The 317-nt window shown below is 74.8% G+C and carries 1 protein-coding gene; it reads left to right on the top strand.

Translation table 11 applies throughout. The features are described 5' to 3' along the window. Window positions 1-317 (top strand): hypothetical protein (locus PUR56_RS10840; RefSeq protein ID WP_329948724.1); only part of this gene is annotated, 317 nt, incomplete at both ends.

Raw genomic sequence — 317 nt, 5'->3', positions numbered from 1 at the left:
CCGTGCTCTCGGCGCTCGCGACCCTGCACGTCAACGGCGTCCCGGTCGACTGGTCGCCGCTGTTCACGGGCGTCCGACCGGCCGAGCTGCCGACCTACGCCTTCCTGCACCAGCGGTACTGGCTGGAGACCCGCGCCCCCGCGCCGGCCGTGGCCGCCGACGAGGCGTTGTGGGACGCGATCGACCGTGGCGACACCGCCGGACTCGCCTCCAGGCTCGGTGTCCCGGTCACCACCCTGGAACCGCTCGTTCCCGCGCTGGCGTCCTGGCGGGCCCGCGGTCGGGAGCGCTCGCTGATCGACGGGTGGCGTCACCGT

The organism is Streptomyces sp. BE303 (assembly GCF_036290945.1).
Lineage (GTDB): Bacteria > Actinomycetota > Actinomycetes > Streptomycetales > Streptomycetaceae > Kitasatospora.
The sequence above is the reverse complement of the archived record's forward strand: the minus strand, read 5'-3'. Positions and strand labels throughout refer to the sequence as shown.